We start from the raw sequence: 20,876 nt of genomic DNA, 5'->3' as shown, positions 1-20,876 counted from the left end.
AGGCAGACGGGATGATGGACGGTGACGACGGGAAACGTGATTACGATCTTCGTGCTGATCGTGCTGCTCTTCGTGGCGGATGCGCTGTGGCTTCACTGGAACCTGCCGGTGGAAGTCGGCAAGCGTTTTGTCGGATTTGTCGAATATCTCAGCTTCTGGCGCTGAGGGCGGCGCTCCGGGGTTTGCACATGCAGAGAAAAAGTCCCATAAGCAGTTCGAAACCAGTCTGCGGAGGTTTATTATGGCTGTGAAAGTGGCAATTAACGGGTTCGGTCGGATCGGACGCAACATTCTGCGTGCCATCGTCGAATCCGGTCGGGATGATATCCAGGTCATCGCGATCAACGATCTCGGCCCGGTCGAGACGAATGCGCATCTTATCCGGTTCGACAGTGTGCATGGCCGCTTTCCCGGCGAAGTCAAAGTCGATGGCGACACCATTGATGTCGGTCGCGGCCCCATCAAGGTCACGGCGATCCGGAATCCGGCGGAGCTGCCCTGGGGCGATGTCGATGTCGTTCTGGAATGCACCGGCATCTTTGCCGACAAGGAAAAGGCCAAGGTCCATCTTGAAAACGGCGCCAGCCGCGTTCTCGTGTCCGCTCCGGCCAAGGGCGCGGATGCGACCATCGTTTACGGCGTGAACCAGGATACGCTGACCAAGGACGACCTGATCGTTTCGAATGCAAGCTGCACCACCAACTGCCTCTCGCCGGTGGCAAAGGTCCTGAACGACGCTGTCGGGATCGAGCGTGGCTTCATGACCACCATTCACAGCTATACCGGCGACCAGCCGACGCTGGATACGCTGCATAGCGATCTTTACCGTGCGCGTGCTGCTGCCGTGTCGATGATCCCGACCTCGACCGGTGCCGCCAAGGCTGTCGGTCTGGTTCTGCCGGAACTTAACGGCAAGCTTGATGGCGTGGCGATCCGTGTGCCGACGCCGAATGTCTCGGTTGTCGACCTGACTTTCCAGGCGGCCCGCGATACCACCGTCGAAGAGATCAATGAGGCGATCAAGAAAGCCGCCGATGGCCAGCTGAAAGGCATTCTGGGCTATACGGATCAGCCGAATGTCTCGATCGACTTCAACCATGATCCGCACAGCTCGATCTTCGCTCTGGACCAGACGAAGGTCATGGATGGCCGTATGTGCCGTGTGCTGACTTGGTACGATAATGAATGGGGCTTCTCGAACCGCATGGCCGATACGGCCGTCGCAATCGGCAAGCTGATCTGAGCCCGATAACCCGAGCTTAACGAAAACGGCCCCTTCGCGGGGCCGTTTTTCCGTTCCAGCAGGCGAATAACGCCGCCTGCGTCGATCCGTTATCAGCCCCTGCCGCGACTCGCAGCCTTGGTCAGACGCCGTGCATTCGCCTTTGTCCGGCGGCTATAGGGGTTAAGAGCCGCAGTCATCATCTGATCATAGCTGGCACCGCGTGTGACGGCTTTCATGATCGCCGTACCCGATTCCTGCGCCGCATCCAGCTTCTCCTGAACCATGCGTTGAGGTTCATTGCTGCTTTGCGGCATAAACCCCATCAGCCCGGCAATACGCATGCCGATAACCATCTGAGATTCAATGGCAATCTGGGTAACCTGAACCCATAAACGGGTCGCTTCGGCTATGCCTTGTGGAAGAAATCCCATGCTGAATACACCTTTTTACGTTGAGGTTATGCTGCACCTGCAAAATGAAAATTTCAACCCTTCTCCTGTGCAATGCTGCATCCCGCCTTTTCTCGCGCGTCATGTCGGTATACTCGGATAATCATGAAAAAATCACTGACGATCCGCCGCCCCGATGACTGGCACCTGCATTTGCGGGACGGAGATATGCTGAAAGCCGTTGCGCCGCACTCCGCCGAATTCGGGAGGGCCATCATCATGCCCAATCTGGTGCCGCCCGTCGTGACCGGCGAACAGGCAGGCGCTTATCGCGACCGGATCATGCAGGCTCTGCCCGAAGGCGCGGCGCTTCGGCCTCTGATGACGCTGTACCTGACCGAGGCGACCGATCCGAATGATGTCGTCGCCGCCCATGCGGACGGGCTGATCGCTGCGGTGAAGCTGTATCCTGCCGGTGCCACGACGAACTCGTCCAGCGGTGTGACCGATTTCGACAAGGTCCGCCCCGTGCTTGAGGCGATGGCCGATGCCGATGTGCCGCTATGCGTGCATGGCGAAGTCACCGATCCCGAAGTCGATATTTTCGACCGTGAGGCGGTGTTCATCGAGCGTGTGTTGGACCCGGTGCGCCGCGCGACTCCGGGGCTGCGTGTGGTGATGGAGCATATCACCACCGAAGATGGCGTTGCCTATGTGCGCGATAACGCCGCCGGACAGGCGATGGGGGGAACAATCACGACCCATCACCTTGTCATCAACCGCAATGCGATCCTCGCAGGAGGAATCAGACCGCATTATTACTGCCTGCCAGTCGCCAAACGCGAGAAACACCGTCTGGCGCTGAGACAGGCCGCAATGTCGGGGCAGGGGCCGTTCTTCCTCGGTACCGATTCCGCGCCGCATACCGACAGCGCCAAGCTTCAGCCCTGTGGCTGCGCCGGTTGCTTTACCGCGCCGAACACAATGGCGATTCTGGCGCAGATCTTCGACGATGAAGACCGTCTGGACCGGCTTGAGGCGTTTACCTCACTCAACGGGCCGGAATTCTACCGGATGGCGCCCAATGACGCTACCGTCGTCATGCGCCGCCACGACGCGCCGATCAGCTTCCCCGACCGGATTACTGTCGGGGATGAAACCGTGACGGTGTTCGATCCCGGTTTCGACCTTTTCTGGCAGATGGAGCCCGCATGAGCCTTTCCTTCCCCGCGCAAGACGAAATCGCCCGCCTGACTGCCCGTGCCCTGCTGGAAATCAAGGCCGTGGACTTCAACGCTGCCGAGCCGTTCACCTATGCCTCGGGGCTGAAAGGTCCGACCTATGTCGATTGCCGACGGATCATTTCCTATCCCCGCGTCCGGTCGACGCTGATGGATTTTCTTGCGGCGACGGTTTTGCGCAATGCCGGGTTTGAAGCGTTCACCAATGTGGCGGGCGGTGAAACCGCCGGTATTCCCTTCGGTGCGATGGTGGCAGAGCGTCTGTCCCTTCCGATGACCTATGTGCGCAAGAAGCCCAAGGGCTATGGCAGGAATGCCCGGATCGAGGGGCGGATGGACGAAACCGACCGGGTGCTTCTGGTCGAGGATCTGACCACCGATGGCGGCTCGAAGCTCAGCTTCGTCGATGCAATCCGCGAGACCGGTGCCGCATGCGGACATACGGCGGTGATCTTCTATTACGGGATTTTCCCCGAAACGACGCAGCGACTGGCCGATCACGGTGTTGCGCTGCATCACCTCTGCACCTGGTGGGACGTTCTGGCCGAGGCAAAGGCGCAGCAGGTTTTCGACCCTGCGACCCTCTCGGAAGTCGAAGCTTTCCTGAGCGATCCTCGCGGCTGGCAGCAGCGTAATCCCTGACTGCGCAGCGCTTCGGCGGCAAATCGCGACGCGTAACTCTCTGCTTTTGCGGGGAAAGATGGCGTGAATTTTATCCACAGTTCATCCCCAGCCTTACCCACCAGATTTTACGCCATACCCGTTCAGATTTGGCATATATTGTGGCATAGAGGCGGCTTCAAAAACTGATAATAACGGCACGGACAGGGTGATGAGCGAAATCAGGGCATTGCAGCAGGTTGCCCCTGCGGCAGATTCGGATGAACAGAGCGTACCGTTTTCTATCGAGGCCGAGCAGCAATTGCTTGGGGCCTTGCTGACGAATAACGATGTGTTCGACCGCGTCAGCCAGTTGCTGAAGCCCGAGCATTTCTATGAACCCGTCCATTCCCGCATCTTCCAGATCGCCTCAGAGCGGATCCGCAAGAATGCCCTTGCCAGCCCGGTGACGCTGAAAGCCTTCATGGAGGACGATGCCGGTCTGAAAGATCTTGGCGGGCCTGCCTATCTTGCGCGTATCGCTGCGGCGGCGATTTCGGCCTATGCGGCGCGGGATTATGCGCAGATGATCCGCGAATTCGCCCTGCGCCGCGATCTGATCACGCTCGGTCAGGATATTTCCGCCCGTGCGGCCTCGGTCCGGGTCGAGGACGATGCCGAAGAACAGATCAAGGCGGCAGAGCAGACGCTGTACAAGCTGGGTGAGCAGGGTGTCGCCGAGCGCGGTTTCCAGTCCTTTCTGAAAGCGGTGACCGGGGCGGTGGACGCTGCCGCCGCCGCCTATGAGCGGGATGGTCAACTGTCCGGTATCCCGACCGGGCTGCTGGATCTGGATCGCAAGATGGGCGGGCTGAACAATTCGGACCTGATCATCCTTGCCGGGCGTCCGTCGATGGGGAAAACATCGCTGGCGACCAATATCGCATTCAATATCGCCAAGGCGCACAAGACCGGCCAGCTTCCGGACGGGACACAGGGCTCTGTCGCGGGCGGCGTTGTCGGGTTCTTCTCGCTTGAGATGTCGGCTGAACAGCTTGCTGCGAGGATCCTGTCTGAAGCGTCCGAAGTCCCCAGCCATCAGATCCGCTCGGGCGATATGACCGAAGAGGAATTCCGCCGCTTCGTTCAGGCCGCGAATGATCTGCAAAGCTGCCCGCTTTATATCGACGACACGCCTGCGCTTCCGATCAACCAGCTTGCGGGCAGGGCGCGGAAACTGAAGCGGACGCATGGGCTGGATCTGCTGATCGTGGACTATCTTCAGCTTCTCAAGGCGGCCAGTGCCAAGGATAGTCGCGTCAACGAAGTGTCCGAAATCACCCAAGGGCTGAAGGCCGTCGCGAAAGAACTGAACATCCCTGTGATCGCGCTGTCCCAGCTTTCCCGTCAGGTCGAGAGCCGCGAGGATAAACGCCCGCAGCTTTCCGATCTGCGCGAATCCGGCTCGATTGAGCAGGACGCCGATATCGTGATGTTCGTGTTCCGCGAGGAATACTACAAGGAACGTGAGAAACCTGCGGATCATGAGCTGGAGAAGCTGGCCAAATGGCAAGAGGTGATGAACGCTGTTCATGGCAAGGCCGAGGTCATTATCGGCAAGCAGCGCCACGGGCCTATCGGCACGGTTGAGCTTGCATTCGAGGGGCGCTTTACCCGTTTCGGAAATCTGGAAAAGACCCGCCAATCCGAATGGGATTAACGCTCTGACAGGTCCTGTTACGGGTAAACTGTCCATTCTGATCTGGCCGTCCTTGCGGGCCGATGATCATTCTGTCAGCAGCGCATTTCCGCGTGATCGGATCAGGGGATTTTGGTGGATTTCATCGCGAGTTCTGATCCTTCGGCCTCATCCGCGGCCTCGCCTGCGATCAGGAACAGCTCTCCCGCATCTTCCATACGGCGGATTGCGGCCACGATTTCGGTCATGGCGTCCTCTGCTTCAGATGCCGTTACCCGGCCAAGGGCCTCAGCTTCTTCGCGCAGCGAGTCGGCCATGCGCGACGACATGCTGGACAGGATGAATTCAGCCGTCGGCAGACTGGCGTTCTTTGCGCCCCGGATTGCGCGTTGCAGCGAAAGCGGTTCAACCTCGCGCGTAATCCGGGGAATGTCGCGCGGATCGACGCGTTTGGGAATATTGACCCAGGTGAAGATGGATTTCCGCACCTCCTGCGCGAAATTCGCATCGTCTTCATCCAGACCGCTGAGAACCTCATCGCGTGTGCCGGATGTCGTGAAGTTCAGGATCGCGCCGACCTTTTCGACGGGCCCGCCATCCATTGCCGGGCGGGCCAGGCTTTCTGCGGCCTGCAAAAGCGCGATACCGATCCGGCGCAGGGCAGGGGCCTCGATATCGCCGGTCAGCGACATTGCATAGGCGATCTGACGCGCCCTTGCAGGCGAAATCAGCGCAAATGTCCCGGCCGCCTTTGGGACGGGCAGCTTCGAGAACATCACCGCCGCAATTTCGGTCGCTTCGGTTTCGGCAAGCTGGCGCAGATGATCCGGCTGCATCGCGGCGATCCGTTCCCACGGGTCCGAGCCGCCTGTCACCGCCGCCATCCGCCGCAGCCGGTCGGTCGTATCCTGAGACAGCGTTCCGTCCAGAACCTCAAGCGTGCTGTCCATCCCCTCCGGAAAGGTCAGCCCGACCTCTTCCAGCGATTCGCAGAATTCTTCCACCACCTGATCACGGGTCGTCCGGTCAACCATGCTCATCACCGCCATTTCATGAGCAAGTGCGGCCTGCGCGGATTGCGGAAGCCGTTCGAGCGACAGTTTTTCCCCGTCGCCGATCAGCAACCTGACAATCACCGCCGCCTTTTGCCGTGGTGTCAGCATCGGTTCCAGCATTATCCTTGACCCCGCATGATTCGCGGGATCAAATCTGGCATAGAAGGTTTAAGCCCGGGTTAGCCGGCCTGCCCGAAAACCCGTGCGAAGATCGTATCGACATGTTTGGTGTGATAGCCGAGATCGAATTTTTCCTCGATCTCGGAGGGAGACAGCGCTGCCGTCACCTCGGCATCGGCAAGCAGCTCTTCCTTGAAATCCTTGCCGTCCTCCCAGACTTTCATCGCGTTTCGCTGCACCAGGCGATAGGCGTCCTCACGTGAAACCCCGGCCTGAGTCAGGGCCAGAAGAACCCTCTGGCTCATCACCAGACCCTTAAACTTGTTCATATTCGCAAGCATATTGTCGGGATAGATCACCAGTTTTTCAATCACCCCGGCCAGCCGGTTCAGCGCGAAATCCAGCGTGATGGTCGCATCCGGGGCGATGCCGCGTTCGACCGAGGAATGGCTGATATCGCGTTCATGCCACAGCGCCACATTCTCCATCGCCGGGATCACCGCCATGCGCACCAGCCGCGCCAGACCGGTAAGGTTCTCGGTCAGGACCGGGTTGCGCTTATGCGGCATCGCCGATGAGCCCTTCTGCCCGGCGCTGAAGAATTCCTCGGCCTCCAGCACCTCGGTGCGCTGCATATGGCGGATCTCGATGGCGACATTCTCGATGCTGGACGCGATCACGCCGAGGGTTGCAAAGAACATGGCATGGCGGTCGCGGGGAATGACCTGCGTGCTGATCGCCTCGGGGCGGAGGCCCATTTTCGCGCAAACATGTTCCTCGACCGCCGGGTCGATATTGGCGAAAGTGCCGACGGCACCGCTGATCGCGCCGGTCGCGACTTCCCAGCGGGCGCGTTCAAGGCGCTTCCGGTTTCGCTCCATTTCGGCGTAGAAACGCGCGAAGGTCAGGCCCATCGTGGTGGGTTCGGCGTGGATGCCGTGGCTGCGGCCGATGCGCACCGTATCCTTGTGCTCGAAGGCACGTTTTTTCAGCGCGGTCAGCAGCTTATCCATATCTGCCAGCAGGATATCAGCCGCGCGGACAAGCTGGACGTTCAGCGTGGTGTCCAGCACATCCGACGAGGTCATGCCCTGATGCACGAAACGGGCTTCGTCGCTGCCGATATGTTCGGCCAGATGAGTCAGAAAGGCGATCACGTCATGCTTGGTGACAGCCTCGATTTCATCGATGCGGGCGACGTCGAATTCCACGTCCTTCGCCTTCCAGACCGCCTCGGCATTTTCTCGCGGGATCACACCCAGATCGGCCTGAGCGTCGCAGGCATGGGCCTCAATCTCGTACCAGATGCGGAACTTGGTTTCCGGCGACCAGATGGCGGTCATTTCGGGGCGGGCATAGCGCGGGATCATCGGGGTCTCCTGTCTTTGGCCCGTGCTTTACCCTTTGCGGCCCAGTTCTGCCAGTACGAACAACCGGCATGCGGTGGCCAGCCCGACTTCGGGCGGCCGCGCATGGTCGATTTCCGCGATCACGGCGGCACGGGTCATGTCCCGTCCCTTCGCGATCCGGTCGAGCGCACGCCAGAACGCATTTTCCAGACTGACCGAGGTGCGATGCCCGTCAATCGTCAAGGACCGCTTCGCCGGAACATCCATCGGCGGCAGCTCAATCGTCACGTTTCACCCCGTCGAGATGGCCTGCCGCGCGGTCCCTGTCGGCCTTTTCAGCCGCTTTCTGGGCCTTGTTCCGCCCGAATTTCGCCGCGTTGGCGTCGGCCTGTTTGCGGGCCTCCTCGCGGGATTTCTGCTTGCGGAAACGGTTGAGGTTGGTGATCTGCGTCATGGCTACAGGATAGCGCGGCAGGCCCGTTCAGGAAACGGGCTTTTGAGCGCAGAGCAGATCAACCGGGCCGTTTCCTGTCCGGCCCGGTCATCACGTCATCGGCGCAATCAGATGACGCCCAGCATTCGCATGGCCTCGGCGACACGGACGAAACCGGCGATATTCGCCCCGAGCACATAATCGCCGGGTGCCCCGTACTCATCCGCCGTGGCGGCGCAGGTATCGTGGATCCCCTGCATGATAGAGGCGAGGCGCTCTTCGGTTTTCTGGAAGCTCCAGCTATCGCGGCTTGCGTTCTGCTGCATCTCAAGGGCAGAGGTCGCCACCCCACCTGCATTCGCAGCCTTGCCGGGAGCAAAGAGGACGCCCGCGTTCTGGAAGATATGAACAGCCTCCGGGGTGCAGGGCATATTTGCCCCTTCGCCAACGGCAACCACACCATTGCTGACCAGCTTCTTCGCATCCTTGCCCGAAAGCTCATTCTGGGTGGCGGAGGGCATGGCGACATCGCAGGCGACATCCCAGATCGACCCTTTCTCTGCCGGGATGAAATGCACGTCTCCGCCCTTTTCCTGAGCGTATTCGACGATGCGCCCGCGCCGGACTTCCTTGATGTCCCGCAGCAAGTCAAGATCGATCCCGGCCTCATCGACGACATAGCCGCTGGAATCCGAACAGGCGATAACCGTGCCGCCGAAGGACTGCACCTTCTTGATCGTATAGATCGCCACATTGCCCGATCCCGAGACCACGACGCGCTTGCCGTCGAAATCGCTGTTCTTTGTTTCAAGCATTGCCTTGACGAAATAGGTGTTCCCGTATCCCGTCGCCTCGGTCCGGGCGCGTGAGCCACCATAGGCAAGCGCCTTGCCTGTGAATACCCCTGCCTCATAGCGGTTGTTCAGGCGCTTGTACTGGCCGAACATGAAGCCGATCTCACGCCCGCCCACGCCGATATCGCCTGCGGGAACGTCGGTCTGTTCACCCAGATGCCGGTGCAGCTCTGTCATCAGGGACTGGCAGAACCGCATGATTTCGCCGTCTGATTTGCCCTTCGGATCGAAATCGCTGCCGCCTTTGCCTCCGCCGATCGGCAGCCCGGTCAGCGCATTCTTGAAGGTCTGTTCGAAGCCGAGAAACTTGATGATCCCGACATTGACCGAAGGGTGAAAACGAATGCCGCCCTTATAGGGGCCAAGCGCCGAATTGAACTGGACGCGGAAGCCGCGATTAATTTGAACCTTGCCCTGATCGTCGACCCAGGGAATGCGAAAAATAATCTGACGCTCGGGCTCACAGATGCGTTCGATCAAGGCCTGTTCGATATAATCGGGGTGTTTTGCGACCACGCGCCCCAGACTTTCCAGAACCTCTTGCACAGCCTGCAGAAACTCAGGCTCGCCATGATTACGCCGCATGACGTCCGCGAAAATCGGCTGAAGCTTTTCGTCAATATTATTCATCTGAACATTCACTTTCGTCACTGATCCGATCAATTGCTAGCGAAATTGAAATGCTGTGCAATTGGTTAATGAATGTTCATTGCAAAAAGGTCTTTCTGCCATATCTGAACGTCAAACACGTTCGGACACCCGGTCAGCCGGGCGCGTCAGCAGAAAAATTTTTTGAAATCAGGGCAGAAAAAGAAACGGGGAATATGCGTTTTCCACATATTCCCCGCTCAGGGGCGGATCAGTCCGAGGGACCGATCATCAGTTCGGGGCGGACGATCTTGTCGAATTCGTCCTCGGTCACGAAGCCAAGCCCCACGGCTTCCTCACGAAGCGTCGTGCCGTTCTTATGGGCGGTCTTGGCAACCTTGGTCGCGTTGTCATAGCCGATGGTCGGCGCCAGTGCCGTGACCAGCATCAGCGATTCCTTCATCAGCTTCTCGATACGTTCGACATTCGCCTGCGTGCCCACGACCATATTGTCGGTGAAGCTCGATGCCGAATCGCCCAGAAGCTGCATGGATTGCAGCACGTTATAGGACATCATCGGGTTATAGACGTTCAACTCGAAATGCCCCTGCGATCCGGCGAAACCGACCGCTGCGTCATTGCCCATGACATGCGCGCAAACCATCGTCAGCGCCTCGGCCTGAGTCGGGTTCACCTTGCCCGGCATGATCGAGGAACCCGGCTCATTCTCGGGCAGGATCAGCTCTCCCAGACCCGAGCGGGGGCCGGAGCCAAGCAGACGCAGGTCATTGGCGATCTTGAACAGCGAGGCCGCCACAGTTTTCAGCGCACCAGAGAAGAATACCATCGCATCATGCGCGGCCAGAGCCTCGAACTTGTTCGGAGCAGTCACGAAGGGCAGATCCGTAATCTCGGCGATCTTGGCGGCGATATCGGTGTCCCACCCTTTCGTGGTGTTCAGCCCGGTGCCGACCGCCGTACCGCCCTGCGCGAGTTCGTAGATCTGCGGCAGGCACATCTTCACCCGCTCGATCCCCATGCGGACCTGATGGGCATAGCCGCCGAATTCCTGACCGAGCGTCAGAGGCGTGGCGTCTTGCGTATGGGTGCGGCCGATCTTGATGATATCCTTGAACTCTTCGGACTTCGCCTCAAGGGCCGCTGCCAGTTTTTCCAGCCCCGGCATCAGCACATCGCGGGCCTGCATGCCGATGGCGACATGCATCGCGGTCGGGAAAGTGTCGTTCGAGGACTGGCCCATATTGCAATGATCGTTGGGGTGAACCGGATCTTTGGACCCCATCTCGCCGCCGAGAATCTCGATGGCGCGGTTCGACACGACCTCATTGGCGTTCATATTGGACTGCGTCCCGGACCCGGTCTGCCAGACGACCAGAGGGAAGTTGTCATCGAACTTGCCTTCGAATACCTCAGTCGCGGCCTGCACCATCGCCTTGCCGCGTTTCTCATCCAGCTTGCCCGAGGCCATGTTCACCTCGGCCGCTGCCCGCTTGATCGCGCCAAGCGCACGGATGATCGGGACAGGCTGGCGTTCCCAGCCGATGGGGAAGTTCTGGATCGAACGCTGCGTCTGAGCGCCCCAGTATTTGTCAGCAGGGACCTCCAGCGGGCCGAAGCTGTCGGTTTCGGTGCGGGTCTTGGTCATGAATGTGGCTCCCTCACGAATATGTGGGGGTTGTAGCCGCGCGATCCCGGATTCGCAAATGGTATGCGAGCGTATGCCGTTCTATTTGCGCCACTTATCCAGGCTGACAACCTCACCGCTGCCCTTCGACTCTTCGTCAGGCTGATCGGGCTGGATGTCCGGCTCTTCGATATCGTCCTCTTCGTCGCTTTCCTGAGTTTCGAAGCGCAGCCCGAACTCGACCGAAGGATCGACGAAGGTGCGCACCGAATCGAAGGGCACGATCAGCCGTTCGGGCGAGTTGCCGAAATTCAGCGTGATCTCGAAACCGTCTTGATTGACGATCAGCCCTTCATACCAGTGCTGGACGACGATTGTCATTTCTTCGGGATAGCGTTCGCGCAGCCAGTCCGCGATCTCGACCCCGTCTTCGCGTGTGTCGAAGGTGATGAAGAAATGATGCTCTCCGGGCAGCCCGTTCTCGGCCACGTTCTGCAGGACTTCTGCGATCAGCCCCTGCATCGCGCGATGCATCATTCCACCGTAATCGATAGCGCGAGTCATTCATCGTCCCTTCATCCTGCTGCCGGCCAGCATAGTTATGTGTCGCACGATTGAAAGAGTGTATCGGGCAAAGAAATCACTCAGGACGCAAGGATAACTCCGGCAAGCGCTGACGCGGCAAGAACCCAGTGAAGCCCGAGCCTTGCGCCCGTAAGACCGGCAGCGGCGAGGGCAGCGATCACACCCGTGCGCCAGTCGAACGATCCGGGATCGGGCAGCAGAAGCGGGCCGAGCGCGACGGTCTGCCCGCCGAACAGCACCTGCATCCCGAACCAGAGGGCAAGCGTCGCGATGACACCGACCACGGCAGCCGTCACGCCCTCCAATGCGGCGCTGAGCCGCGGGCGGCCTGCCAGCCAGTCAATCCCGGGGGCGAAGGCGAAGATGAACAGAAACGAGGGTATGAAAGTCGCCCACAGGCTCAGCGCTGCGGCGGTTGCGGCCAGCACCGGCCCGCCCTGCGCATCGCCTGCAAGCCATGCGACGAATTCGGTGACAAGGATCAGCGGGCCGGGCGTCGTTTCCGCCAGACCGAGCGCGTCGATCATCTGGCCCGTGCCGATCCAGCCCATATCCTGCACGATGGTTTGCGTCATATAGGTCAGCAGCGCATAGGCTCCGCCGAAGGACACCACCGCGAGCTTCGCGAAAAATCCGCCAAGCGAGGTCAGGAACTCTGCCCCCGCTGCCCAACACAGTGTCAGCGGGGCCAGCCACAGCGGAATTCCCGGCAGCAATATCCACAGACCTGCTCCGGGGCTTGAGGATACGGGCGGGATATCCGGCGGCGTCAGAGCGCGAAGCGATCCGGCAATGGCAGCGGCGGCGATGACCAGAGGAAACGGGATATCCAGCAGGGCGATGGCAAGGAAAGCTGCGACCGCGATAAGCCAATGCAGATTTGTCTTCAGCGCCCTGCGGCTCAGGCGCATCAGGGCTTCAATCACGATCACCAGAACACAGGACTTGATCCCGAGAAACGCCGCCTGCATCAGAGGCAGGTCGCCCCACGCCACATAAGCAGCCGCCAGCATGGCGATCACAATCGCCCCCGGCAGGATGAACAGCCCGCCCGAGATCAGCCCGCCGGGGATCCCTCTCAGCCGCCACCCAGCGTAGGCGGCAAGCTGCATCGCTTCTGGTCCGGGAAGCAGCATGCACAGGGAAAGCGCCCGCAGATACTGGGCCTCGGAGAGCCACCCGTGACGCTCGACCAACTCGCGATGCATCAGCGCGATCTGTGCAGCAGGGCCGCCGAAAGACAGCCAGCCGATGCGCAGGAATACCTTGAAAAGTTGAGAATATCCGACCACGCGTCCCCCGTTCCCGGCGACTGATACAGGGCGAATTTATCAGCAATATGAAGGGGAGAAAGTGCAGGATTCTGTTGCAAGGCTCCTGCGGGCCCCGCCTTACGCTGCTAGGCGCAAGGAGTTAGGTTTCGGTTACCCGAGCTGCTTACGCAGCCAGAGCCACCGGAGCACGGTTGTCGTTGGCAACTGTACAATTTGCACCGATAACGGTGGTCGCTCACCGGGACAAAGCAAAACCCCTTTAGACGTTCGTCGATCCTGTTTCGGCCCCATATCCCCCCAACGAAGGCGAATGATGGTGGAGCCGCCGGGTACCGCCCCCGGGTCCGATCCGCTTATTACGAGCGCGTTTATGTCCATAGTCCGGGCGAACCCGAACAGGAGGAATATAGGGGTGCGGGGCGGGGCTCGCAAGAGGGGTGAAATGGGGCGCACAGCGTGGGCACAGGCTGTACACCGGATGTACACAGCCCGTACACTGGCGACACAGGGGCTTGCCGGGTCAGTGGAAACCCGCTTCTATCGGATGAAAATGCGAGGATAAGCGGATGAATGACACGGAACTGGCCGATGCTCTGCTGAGCGCGATCGAGGATCACATCCTGCCGCTGACCCGGAAGGGCGTCGCCGCAGGCAACAAGATCTTCGGGGCGGCGGTGCTGCGCAAATCCGATGGCAGCGTTGCTCTGGCAGAGACGAATAATGAAACCGAAAACCCGCTCTGGCATGGCGAGGTGCATCTGCTGAAAACCTATCACGAGAAAGACGGGCTGCCGCCCCCTGAGGATCTGATCTTTCTCAGCACGCATGAACCCTGTTCCATGTGCCTCTCGGCGATCACCTGGGCGGGGTTCGACAACTTCTTCGACTTCTTTACTCATGAGGACAGCCGCGACAGTTTCGCCATCCCGCATGACCTGAAGATCCTGAAAGAGGTGTTCACGCTGGAGCCGGGCGGATATCGCCGCGACAACGCCTATTGGTCGGCGCGATCCGTAGCCGAGGTGATCGCGGGGGCCGAACCGGCGCAGCAGGACAAGCTGCGGGCGCGGGCGAAGGCGATCCGCGAGGAATATGACAAGCTGTCCGCTGCCTATCAGGACAGCAAGGCGGGGAATGCGATTCCGTTAAGCTGAAACCGTGCTGGCGAGGGGCGGGGACAAGCCCGCCCCTGCATTGTCTCAGCCGAGTTCCGCGGCGGCGGGGCCGAAGAATTCATAGTGAATGCGGTTATCGGGGACATTGGCGGCTTTCAGCCCCGTGATCATCGCATCCATGAAACCCGTCGGGCCGCAGATGAAGTAATCCGCGATTTTCGGGTCGCTGATCTGCACCAGCCATTCCGGGTTGACCCGTCCGGCATGGGTGTTCGGGGCGCTCAGGTCCGATTCGTCCGCAGTCTCATAGAAAACATGGCTTTCGCTTGCCAGTTCTAAGGGGCGTTCGCGCATGGCGTGGTGACGCGGGTCGCGGGTGGCGTGGACATAGAGCATCGGCAGTTCCTTGCCGCCAAAGCTTTCCAGCATCGAGACCATCGGTGTCAGCCCGACGCCACCGGACAGCAGAACGATCTCGCTTTTGCCCTGCGGGTCGAGGAAGAACTCCCCGGCGGGCGGGGCCACGTCGAATTCCGCGCCGGGTTCGACCGAATCGTGAAGCCAGTTCGAGATTTTCCCCTCTGGCTCGCGCTTGATGGTGATGCGGTAATTCTGGCCGTTCGGTGCCGAAGAGATCGAGTAATTGCGCCGGTATTCCTCGCCCTCGGCAGGCTGGAAGCGGAAGCTGAGATACTGGCCGGGCCGGTGTGCCTGTACTGCCGCGCCATCGACCGGCTCCAGCAGGAATGAGATGATTTCGTCGGTTTCCGGTGTTTTCGCGGCAACGCGGAAGCGCCGCCATCCGCGCCAGCCACCGGCTGCGTGTTCGGAAGAGGTATAGATCTGTTCCTCGCGCCCGATCAGGATATCGGCGAGGAACCAGTACGCCTCGCCCCATGCGGCAAGGATTTCGGGGGTGATGGCATCGCCCAGAACCTCGGCCACGGCACCCAGAAGCGCATCGCCGACATGGGGGTAATGCTCCGGCAGGATCTGAAGCCCGGCATGTTTCTGCGCGATCCGTTCGATGGCTGTGCCGAGCACCTCGGGATTGCGGATATGGGTCGCATAGGCCACAAGCGCCGAGGCGAGGGCCTTGTGCTGGGGCGAGTTGCCATGCTGATGCGACATGTTGAACAGGGCGCGGATTTCAGGGTCCGTAAGAAGGCGCTGATACATGCAGGGTACGATTTCGTCGATATGTCCGGCGACGGCCGGGGCGGTGGCTTCGATGATCGAAATCGTCTTTTCAGAAAGTGGCTGGGACATAACTTACTCCTGACATCTGTATTTTGTTTCCTGAAGGGTGGGGTAATATTGCCCGATAAAAGATGCCAGACAAATGTATCTTTTATGTTGCGGCATTCCGCCCCACATAGTGCCCTAAAAACAAGGAGAGAGGCCGGATGAGGCTGAATGACAGCACCGATCTCGGGTTGCGTATCGTGATCTTTGCCGCGTCCTGTGGCGACAGGCTGTTTACCATCGACGAAATTACCGCAACCTACCGGATGCCGCGCAGTACGGTGATGAAGGTGGTGAATGCGCTGACGCAAGGCGGGTTTCTGATCGCGCAGCGTGGCCGCTCGGGCGGGTTACGGCTGGCGCGTCCGGCGGCGGAGATCAGCGTGGCTGCGGTGGTGCGCCATCTGGAGCCGGGATTCGGTCTGGTCGAGTGCATGCGGACGGGCAATCAATGCGTGATTACCTCTCAGTGCCGTCTTATCGCGCCGCTGCGGCAGGCGCTTGAGGCGTTTCTGGCGGTGCTTGGGGAGTATTCGATTGCAGATATCGCCCTGACGCCAGAGGATTTCCCGGTTTTCGCGCGGAAGGTGGGCTGAGCGGGTACGTAGGAATGGAAAAGGGCCGCGACTGGCGCGGCCCTTTGCTGTTGTCAGGCGGGGATCAGAACCCGGCCTTGATCTTTTCGAACTCGGCAAGCTGGCGCTCGCGCTGCTGCGGGTCGTTGGGGACCTGCGCCAGCAGGGGGGCGTCGATGTCGCTGAGGCCTTCTTCGACGGCAGGCTCATCGCTGATGGTTTCCATTCCGGCGCGGGTCGAGTGGCCGTAACCGATCGTATCCAGCAGGCCCTTGGCGGCGCGGGGTTCCAGCCAGGCATTGATGAAGTCATAGACCTTGTCTTCGCTGCCGGGGCCGTCCTTCATGTTCACGAAACCGCAGATGAAGTTGGACGAGCCTTCCTTTGCCTCGCGCTGAAAAGCGACCGGATAGTCATCCTCGCGCAGATAGGTCACGCCGTCATTCCAGGACCAGGCCACGTCCACCTGACCAGAGGCCATAAGCTGAGCCTGCTCGGACGGGTCGGCCCAATAGGCGGCGACATTCTGATGAGCCTCGCGCAGCCAGTCGGCGGCGGCCTGGAATTCCTCGTCCGAGACCTCGGTCCAGTCGGTGACGCCGGTTGCCAGATAGGCAAGCGCCCAGACATCGTCGGAGCTGTCCGGCAGAGAGGTGCGGCCCTGATATTCGGGGTTGGTGAAAACGTTCAGCGAGGCCACGTCTTCTCCCGGCACTTCCTCGGGGTTATAGGCGATGGCGGTCGCGCCCCAGTCGGTCGGGATGTACCAGACGCCCTCATCGTCCTGGAAAACATCCGAGGCCATCAGTTCGGGGTCGAGATCGTCGAAATTCTCGATCCGCGAGGTGTCCCACGGTTCGATCAGCCCGGCATCGCGGTATTTCGACACCATCTGGCTGCAGGGGTGGACGACATCGGCCTTGAAGCCCGAAGCGACCTTCTGGAAGGCTTCGTCATCATCGCCATAGAAGGCGAAGGTGGGGTTGTCGCCGTGCTTGTCGATATAGCCCTGAAAGATCACCGGCTCCTCGAAACCTGCCCAGTCGAAGACGGTCAGTTCGGGATCGGCAGCGAAAGCGGGGGTGGCAAGCGCCGCAAGAATGGCGGTTGAGCGCAGCAGGGTCATAAGCTTATGGCCTTTCCTTGAGAGGCTGTTGATGCTCTGACGCTAGCGAGCGGTCAACTCACGCGCAAGCGTCCTGTGATGCCGCGGCCGCGCACGCTTTCGCGAGACCACGGGGCGGCCAGGTTCAGTGCATGCGCAATGCACCGTCCAGACGGATGACCTCGCCGTTCAGATAGCCGGATTCGATGATCGTGCCGACCATGCGGGCGAATTCCCCGGGGTCGCCGAGGCGTTTGGGATAGGTCACCTCGGCGGCCAGGCTCTCCTGCACTTCGGGCGGCAGGCTGCGCATCATCGGGGTGGCGAAAATGCCGGGCGCGATGGTCATGACGCGGATGCCGTTGCGGGCGAGGTCGCGGGCGATGGGCAGGGTCATGCCGGCGATTGCGGCCTTCGAGGCGGCATAGGCGGCTTGCCCGGCCTGTCCGTCAAACGCGGCGACCGAGGCGGTGTTGATGATCACGCCCCGCTCCTCGCCCTCATTCCGCGCCATTTCGGCGGCGGCGAGGCGCAGCACGTTGAAGCTGCCGATCAGGTTGATTTCAATCGTGCGGCGGAAGCTTTCCAGACCGTGAGGGCCGTCGCGTCCGATGGTCTTTTCGCCGGTGACTATGCCCGCGCAGTTCACGCAGGCATTGATCGCGCCCATTTCTTCGACCGCGCCTTCGATGGCGCGAGTCACGCTGGCTTCGTCGATCACGTCGGTCTCGATGAAGCCCGCGCCGATCCCGCGGGCGAAATTGCGGCCTTTCGGGTCGCGGTCGAGGATCGTGACCTGCGCACCGCGTTGGCGCAGATACTCGGATGTGGCAGCACCAAGACCGGAAGCGCCTCCGGTGACAACGGCGCGTGTTTCGTCAAGCTGCATGGCTTCCCCCTGCATGGCTGGCTGGGGCGATTATGCGCGACTGAACGCCGGGTACAAGAACCCTGATATCATTTGCTTTCTTCGATTGGCCGGTTTTCGTGGCTCACCACCGGCCAGAGGCGCCCCCGCCGCCCGAGGAACCGCCGCCGAACCCGCCGCTGCTGCGGCTGCGGCCCGCGACAGAGCGTATATTGCTGCTTCGGCTGAGGATGGTTCCATCGCCTGCGAAAACGATCGTCTCGGGGCGTTTCTTGCGTTTGGTGCCGGTATAGCCGCAAGAGGGGCAGATCCGTTTCACCTGATCATACTGCACTTTCCAGCCGCCATCGGGCAGAGGATCGCGCATCGGGCCGGTTTCGGTGATCAGCCCGCGTTCCCGGCAGCGCGGGCAGCGATTCTGGGTCCATTTGCGATAGATAAAGAGAAATGTCGCGACGATTCCGAACAGACCGAACAGGATCGACATCAGGTTCACAAGGATGAGATCCGCCCAGTTCCGGCGCGGAGGCTCAGGGACGGTCCCGGCGGTATGCGCTCGGGCGATCCGGTCCGCCACCGCCAGCGTCCCCTGACGCAGCCCGGCGGAATAGGCGCCGTCACGGAATTCCGGCAGCATGATCCCGTCCATGATCTGCTGCGCAATCCGGTCATATTCCCGCGCATATCCCGCGCCCAGTTCGATCCGGGCTTCGCGGTCGTCGCGCAGAAACAGGACCATGAACCCGTCATCGCGCTCGGCATTGCCGACGCCCCAGTCATTGAACAGCCGCGTCGCGAAGGATTCCAGCCCGTCTGTCCCGCCATAGCTGGCGCGGTCGGTCAGCGTGACGACAGTCCCTTCGACGCCGGTTTCCCCGTTCAGCGCGATCAGGGCCTGATCCAGAATCCTTGTATCGTCATTGCTGAGAATCCCGGCGAAATCGTTGATCGAGTTATATTGCCAGTCCGGCAGTTCCTGCGCCGCGACAGGCAGAGCGAAAAGCAGCCAGATGAGGGCAAGAATGCGGCTCATCGTGTCAGGATGTCCGGGCCACCGGCGATGTTTTCGTCAATCTTGCCAATCGCGTCAGGGTCCTTGCCTGCGTAATCCACCGCATTCAGGATGGTCTGGATCGCCGCGATTCGGGCGCGTTTTTTGTCATCCGAGCGGATCACCGTCCAGGGCGCGGTGTCGATATGCGAGCGTTTCAGCATATCCTGAATCGCCTCGGTATATTCATCCCATTTCGCCAGCCCGTCCACATCTATGGATGAAAGCTTCCATTGTTTCAGCGGGTCTTTCTCGCGGTCGAGGAAGCGCCGGAGCTGTTCGGCCCGACCGACATTCAGCCACAGCTTGATGAGGATCGTGTCGTCGCTGACCAGCATTTCCTCGAAATGGGGAAGCTGTTTGAAGAACAGCTTTCGGTCCTGCTCGCTGGAGAAGCCGAAGACGCGTTCGACCACGCCGCGATTATACCAGCTTCGGTCGAACAGCGCGATTTCGCCGTCAGCGGGCAGCCAGTCCACATAGCGCTGAAAATACCATTGCCGCGATTCGCGGTCGGTGGGTTTCGGAAGCGCCACGATATAGGCGCTGCGCGGGTTCAGGTTTTCGCGCACACGTTCGATGGTTCCGCCCTTGCCCGCCGCGTCGCGGCCCTCGAACACCACGACGACGCGCTTTCCGGTGACCACGACATCATGCATCATGCGGACAAGCTGAACCTGAAGCTGCTCCATCCGGTCCTTGTATTCGTCCTTGTCGATTTCCCCGTCATAGGGATAGGTCGGGTTCAGAATATCATCCTTGCCGGCCTGTTCGATGGCCTTGCGGATCTCTTTCGGAGCGTCGTTTTCGAGGAATTTGGTGATCTCTCCGACATAGGGCATCGGATGGGGCGCGTCTTTCCTGCTGGCCATGCGTGGTCTCCGTAGCTGTTCCGGCACTATGCAGGCGCTTGCCGGGTGTGAAAAGAGGCGCGTTTCAGGTGCCGATCTTCGCCATTTCGTATTCGGTGGTCTGGTAGATCTCGTTGATCCAGTTGCCATAGAGAAGATGCGCATGGCTGCGCCACCGGTTCGACGGAGGCCGGGACGGGTCGTCGCCGGGATAGTAATTCACCGGCACGTTGATCGCTTTGCCGACCGATACATCGCGATCATATTCGTCCTTCAGCGTGTCGGAATCGTATTCGAAATGGTTGAAAACATAGAGCGCACGATGGCCGGTATCCTCCAGCAGGCACGGCCCGACCTCGTCCGAGGCCAGAAGCGTGGTCAGGGCAGGGCGGGCGTCCACATCTTCGGCGCGGACCTCGGTCCAGCGGCTGACCGGGATCAGCAGATCGTCGGAAAATCCGCGCAGATAGGGCGAGGCCGGGGCGCGGTTCTCGTGACGGAAGCAGCCGAAAGCCTTGGCGTCCAGCAGATGCTTGGGCAGGCCGTGGAAATGATAGGCCATCGCCATGCCGCCCCAGCAGACGCCGAAGGTGGAATGCACATGGCTCTGCGTCCAGTCGAAGACGCGGCGCAGTTCCTCCCAATAGGTGACATCCTCAAAGGGCAGATGCTCGATCGGGGCGCCGGTGATGACGAGGCCGTCGAATTTCTCGCCCGTGGCCTCAACCTCGCGGAAGGGGCGATAGAAGCTGGCCATGTGATCCGCCGCCGTGTTGCGGCTTTCATGGTCGGACATGCGGATCAGCTGAAAGTCGATTTGCAGCGGCGTCGCGCCGATCAGCCGGGCGAACTGGTTCTCGGTCTGGATCTTCTTCGGCATCAGATTCAACAACCCGATGCGCAGAGGCCGGATATCCTGCGTCGCCGCGCGGCCCGGCGACATGACCATGACGCCCTCGCCCGACAAGATGTCGAAGGCGGGCAGGTCATTGGGCAGGGTGATCGGCAT

General features: G+C 60.5%; 22 protein-coding genes and 1 other RNA gene. 7 read left to right on the top strand and 16 right to left on the bottom strand.

Features of this window, described 5'->3' with window-relative positions; genetic code table 11:
* Positions 1–21: 21 nt before the first annotated feature.
* Together PAE61_RS13510 and gap are read left to right on the top strand one after the other, a co-directional pair.
* Complete coding sequence (locus PAE61_RS13510; RefSeq protein WP_271112900.1) at positions 22–165, top strand: hypothetical protein; 144 nt, start codon at positions 22–24, stop codon at positions 163–165.
* A gap of 76 nt (positions 166–241) precedes the next feature.
* Positions 242–1,243 (top strand): type I glyceraldehyde-3-phosphate dehydrogenase, encoded by a 1,002-nt coding sequence (gene gap, locus PAE61_RS13505; protein ID WP_271112899.1) that lies wholly within the window; start codon positions 242–244, stop codon positions 1,241–1,243.
* A gap of 92 nt (positions 1,244–1,335) precedes the next feature.
* Here the strand turns inward: gap and PAE61_RS13500 are convergent, their stop codons facing one another.
* On the bottom strand, positions 1,336–1,656 hold the full coding sequence (locus PAE61_RS13500) for an antibiotic ABC transporter (RefSeq protein WP_271112898.1): 321 nt from the start codon (positions 1,654–1,656) through the stop codon (positions 1,336–1,338).
* Between the two features lie 123 nt (positions 1,657–1,779).
* Here PAE61_RS13500 and pyrC point away from each other — a divergent pair, with 123 nt between their 5' ends.
* The 3 genes from pyrC (at position 1,780) to PAE61_RS13485 (ending at position 5,175) form a co-directional block, all read left to right on the top strand.
* Complete coding sequence (gene pyrC / locus PAE61_RS13495) at positions 1,780–2,829, top strand: dihydroorotase (RefSeq protein ID WP_271112897.1); 1,050 nt, start codon at positions 1,780–1,782, stop codon at positions 2,827–2,829.
* Positions 2,826–3,497: an orotate phosphoribosyltransferase gene (locus tag PAE61_RS13490; protein WP_271112896.1), complete on the top strand. Its 672-nt coding sequence runs from the start codon at positions 2,826–2,828 to the stop codon at positions 3,495–3,497. Before pyrC ends, PAE61_RS13490 begins: the two co-directional genes overlap by 4 nt.
* A 190-nt stretch (positions 3,498–3,687) precedes the next feature.
* The gene (locus tag PAE61_RS13485) at positions 3,688–5,175 is read left to right on the top strand and encodes a replicative DNA helicase (protein WP_271112895.1); all 1,488 of its coding nucleotides are present in this window, start codon (positions 3,688–3,690) and stop codon (positions 5,173–5,175) included.
* A gap of 101 nt (positions 5,176–5,276) precedes the next feature.
* Here the strand turns inward: PAE61_RS13485 and PAE61_RS13480 are convergent, their stop codons facing one another.
* The 9 genes from PAE61_RS13480 to ssrA all read right to left on the bottom strand — a co-directional run bounded on the left by PAE61_RS13480 (position 5,277) and on the right by ssrA (position 13,493).
* A complete protein-coding gene (locus PAE61_RS13480; RefSeq protein ID WP_271112894.1) occupies positions 5,277–6,329 on the bottom strand; it encodes a flagellar motor switch protein FliG in 1,053 nt (350 codons plus the stop codon).
* A gap of 59 nt (positions 6,330–6,388) precedes the next feature.
* On the bottom strand, positions 6,389–7,699 hold the full coding sequence (gene purB / locus PAE61_RS13475) for an adenylosuccinate lyase (protein WP_271112893.1): 1,311 nt from the start codon (positions 7,697–7,699) through the stop codon (positions 6,389–6,391).
* 27 nt (positions 7,700–7,726) lie between these two features.
* Positions 7,727–7,945, bottom strand: a complete 219-nt coding sequence (locus tag PAE61_RS13470; RefSeq protein ID WP_271115159.1) for a ribbon-helix-helix domain-containing protein — start codon at positions 7,943–7,945, stop codon at positions 7,727–7,729.
* A gap of 10 nt (positions 7,946–7,955) precedes the next feature.
* Positions 7,956–8,132, bottom strand: coding sequence for a DUF4169 family protein (locus PAE61_RS13465; protein WP_271112892.1), 177 nt, complete (start codon positions 8,130–8,132; stop codon positions 7,956–7,958).
* Between the two features lie 107 nt (positions 8,133–8,239).
* A complete protein-coding gene (gene gdhA / locus PAE61_RS13460) occupies positions 8,240–9,595 on the bottom strand; it encodes an NADP-specific glutamate dehydrogenase (protein WP_271112891.1) in 1,356 nt (451 codons plus the stop codon).
* A gap of 229 nt (positions 9,596–9,824) precedes the next feature.
* Positions 9,825–11,219 carry a class II fumarate hydratase gene (fumC, locus tag PAE61_RS13455; RefSeq protein ID WP_271112890.1) on the bottom strand — a complete coding sequence of 465 codons (1,395 nt, stop codon included), beginning with the start codon at positions 11,217–11,219 and terminating at the stop codon, positions 9,825–9,827.
* Positions 11,220–11,300: 81 nt separating this feature from the next.
* Positions 11,301–11,762: an SspB family protein gene (locus PAE61_RS13450; RefSeq protein WP_271112889.1), complete on the bottom strand. Its 462-nt coding sequence runs from the start codon at positions 11,760–11,762 to the stop codon at positions 11,301–11,303.
* A gap of 80 nt (positions 11,763–11,842) precedes the next feature.
* Positions 11,843–13,075 carry a chromate efflux transporter gene (gene chrA, locus PAE61_RS13445; RefSeq protein ID WP_271112888.1) on the bottom strand — a complete coding sequence of 411 codons (1,233 nt, stop codon included), beginning with the start codon at positions 13,073–13,075 and terminating at the stop codon, positions 11,843–11,845.
* 60 nt (positions 13,076–13,135) lie between these two features.
* Positions 13,136–13,493, bottom strand: a transfer-messenger RNA (tmRNA) gene (ssrA, locus tag PAE61_RS13440).
* Between the two features lie 130 nt (positions 13,494–13,623).
* Here ssrA and PAE61_RS13435 point away from each other — a divergent pair.
* Positions 13,624–14,211, top strand: a complete 588-nt coding sequence (locus tag PAE61_RS13435; RefSeq protein WP_271112887.1) for a nucleoside deaminase — start codon at positions 13,624–13,626, stop codon at positions 14,209–14,211.
* Positions 14,212–14,256: 45 nt separating this feature from the next.
* Here PAE61_RS13435 and hmpA read toward each other — a convergent pair whose 3' ends face one another.
* Positions 14,257–15,441 (bottom strand): NO-inducible flavohemoprotein, encoded by a 1,185-nt coding sequence (gene hmpA, locus PAE61_RS13430; RefSeq protein WP_271112886.1) that lies wholly within the window; start codon positions 15,439–15,441, stop codon positions 14,257–14,259.
* Between the two features lie 137 nt (positions 15,442–15,578).
* Here hmpA and PAE61_RS13425 point away from each other — a divergent pair, with 137 nt between their 5' ends.
* Positions 15,579–16,013, top strand: coding sequence for an RrF2 family transcriptional regulator (locus PAE61_RS13425; RefSeq protein ID WP_271112885.1), 435 nt, complete (start codon positions 15,579–15,581; stop codon positions 16,011–16,013).
* A gap of 64 nt (positions 16,014–16,077) precedes the next feature.
* Here PAE61_RS13425 and PAE61_RS13420 read toward each other — a convergent pair whose 3' ends face one another.
* The 5 genes from PAE61_RS13420 to PAE61_RS13400 form a co-directional block, all read right to left on the bottom strand.
* Positions 16,078–17,118 (bottom strand): ABC transporter substrate-binding protein, encoded by a 1,041-nt coding sequence (locus PAE61_RS13420; protein ID WP_271112884.1) that lies wholly within the window; start codon positions 17,116–17,118, stop codon positions 16,078–16,080.
* Between the two features lie 124 nt (positions 17,119–17,242).
* Complete coding sequence (locus PAE61_RS13415) at positions 17,243–17,986, bottom strand: SDR family NAD(P)-dependent oxidoreductase (RefSeq protein WP_271112883.1); 744 nt, start codon at positions 17,984–17,986, stop codon at positions 17,243–17,245.
* A gap of 103 nt (positions 17,987–18,089) precedes the next feature.
* A complete protein-coding gene (locus tag PAE61_RS13410; protein ID WP_271112882.1) occupies positions 18,090–18,998 on the bottom strand; it encodes a TPM domain-containing protein in 909 nt (302 codons plus the stop codon).
* Entirely contained in the window at positions 18,995–19,888 is an 894-nt protein-coding gene (gene ppk2 / locus PAE61_RS13405) for a polyphosphate kinase 2 (protein WP_271112881.1), read from the bottom strand. The genes PAE61_RS13410 and ppk2 overlap by 4 nt, the downstream gene beginning before the upstream one ends.
* Before the next feature lie 64 nt (positions 19,889–19,952).
* Positions 19,953–20,876, bottom strand: coding sequence for a homoserine O-succinyltransferase (locus PAE61_RS13400; RefSeq protein ID WP_271112880.1), 924 nt, complete (start codon positions 20,874–20,876; stop codon positions 19,953–19,955).

It is taken from the genome of Paracoccus aerodenitrificans (assembly GCF_027913215.1).
Lineage (GTDB): Bacteria > Pseudomonadota > Alphaproteobacteria > Rhodobacterales > Rhodobacteraceae > Paracoccus > Paracoccus aerodenitrificans.
This window is presented reverse-complemented; position numbering and strand designations above follow the sequence as displayed.

Coding starts and splice junctions, on each gene's coding strand:
- hmpA (WP_271112886.1), bottom strand. CDS start 15,441: ATGTCCCAGCCACTTTCTGAAAAGACGATTTCGATCATCGAAGCCACC.
- gdhA (WP_271112891.1), bottom strand. CDS start 9,595: ATGAATAATATTGACGAAAAGCTTCAGCCGATTTTCGCGGACGTCATG.
- PAE61_RS13435 (WP_271112887.1), top strand. CDS start 13,624: ATGAATGACACGGAACTGGCCGATGCTCTGCTGAGCGCGATCGAGGAT.
- PAE61_RS13465 (WP_271112892.1), bottom strand. CDS start 8,132: ATGACGCAGATCACCAACCTCAACCGTTTCCGCAAGCAGAAATCCCGC.
- fumC (WP_271112890.1), bottom strand. CDS start 11,219: ATGACCAAGACCCGCACCGAAACCGACAGCTTCGGCCCGCTGGAGGTC.
- PAE61_RS13450 (WP_271112889.1), bottom strand. CDS start 11,762: ATGACTCGCGCTATCGATTACGGTGGAATGATGCATCGCGCGATGCAG.
- PAE61_RS13400 (WP_271112880.1), bottom strand. CDS start 20,876: ATGCCGATCACCCTGCCCAATGACCTGCCCGCCTTCGACATCTTGTCG.
- PAE61_RS13410 (WP_271112882.1), bottom strand. CDS start 18,998: ATGAGCCGCATTCTTGCCCTCATCTGGCTGCTTTTCGCTCTGCCTGTC.
- PAE61_RS13425 (WP_271112885.1), top strand. CDS start 15,579: ATGAGGCTGAATGACAGCACCGATCTCGGGTTGCGTATCGTGATCTTT.
- PAE61_RS13415 (WP_271112883.1), bottom strand. CDS start 17,986: ATGCAGCTTGACGAAACACGCGCCGTTGTCACCGGAGGCGCTTCCGGT.
- PAE61_RS13420 (WP_271112884.1), bottom strand. CDS start 17,118: ATGACCCTGCTGCGCTCAACCGCCATTCTTGCGGCGCTTGCCACCCCC.
- PAE61_RS13470 (WP_271115159.1), bottom strand. CDS start 7,945: ATGGATGTTCCGGCGAAGCGGTCCTTGACGATTGACGGGCATCGCACC.
- PAE61_RS13500 (WP_271112898.1), bottom strand. CDS start 1,656: ATGGGATTTCTTCCACAAGGCATAGCCGAAGCGACCCGTTTATGGGTT.
- purB (WP_271112893.1), bottom strand. CDS start 7,699: ATGATCCCGCGCTATGCCCGCCCCGAAATGACCGCCATCTGGTCGCCG.
- PAE61_RS13480 (WP_271112894.1), bottom strand. CDS start 6,329: ATGCTGGAACCGATGCTGACACCACGGCAAAAGGCGGCGGTGATTGTC.
- ppk2 (WP_271112881.1), bottom strand. CDS start 19,888: ATGGCCAGCAGGAAAGACGCGCCCCATCCGATGCCCTATGTCGGAGAG.
- PAE61_RS13485 (WP_271112895.1), top strand. CDS start 3,688: ATGAGCGAAATCAGGGCATTGCAGCAGGTTGCCCCTGCGGCAGATTCG.
- gap (WP_271112899.1), top strand. CDS start 242: ATGGCTGTGAAAGTGGCAATTAACGGGTTCGGTCGGATCGGACGCAAC.
- PAE61_RS13490 (WP_271112896.1), top strand. CDS start 2,826: ATGAGCCTTTCCTTCCCCGCGCAAGACGAAATCGCCCGCCTGACTGCC.
- pyrC (WP_271112897.1), top strand. CDS start 1,780: ATGAAAAAATCACTGACGATCCGCCGCCCCGATGACTGGCACCTGCAT.